Source organism: Corynebacterium sp. UMB0012 (assembly GCF_030216265.1).
Classification (GTDB): domain Bacteria; phylum Actinomycetota; class Actinomycetes; order Mycobacteriales; family Mycobacteriaceae; genus Corynebacterium.
Genome location: NZ_JASOKQ010000064.1, coordinates 1 through 530 on the forward strand (window position 1 = coordinate 1; position 530 = coordinate 530).

The following is a 530-nucleotide window of genomic DNA, read 5'->3' on the forward strand; positions in this document are numbered from 1 at the left end:
TAGAAGAACGCGAGCTCATCTTTGATCTTGACCGGCAAGGCAAAGGTGTACGTGAGATAGCTCGGCGTCTTCAGCGCTCTGCTGGCACTATCAGCAAGGAGCTTAAACGCAACCGGGATGAATTTGGGGTGTATCTTCCCACGCATGCGCACCGTAAATCGGTGTTGCGTAGGTTTAGACCGAAAAAGCGCAAGATTGATGCCAATCCACGTTTGCGCACCGTGGTCTGGGCGATGGTGAAAGATAGGTACTCGCCGGAGCAGATTTCTGGGAGGTTGCGCAGTCGCTATCCCGGTGATGAGACTATGTACGTGTGTCCTGAAACTATTTATCAGTCTTTGTATTTCCAGGCTAAAGGCGAGTTGAAAAAGGAAGTCGCTGCTGCACTGCGTCGCGGTCACGCCCAACGTCGACCTCGTGGCACGCGCAGTGCCCGCAGGCGGTTTGTTGACCCTATGGTGATGATTTCCGACCGGCCAGCAGAAGTAGATGACCGAGCAGTACCAGGTCATTGGGAAGGCGACCTCATT

The 530-nt window shown here is 53.8% G+C and carries 1 protein-coding gene; it reads left to right on the forward strand.

Features of this window, described 5'->3' with window-relative positions; all coding sequences use genetic code 11:
- Positions 1-530, forward strand: a 530-nt coding sequence (locus QP324_RS11870) for an IS30 family transposase (protein WP_284816183.1), incomplete at both ends; no start/stop codon positions are given.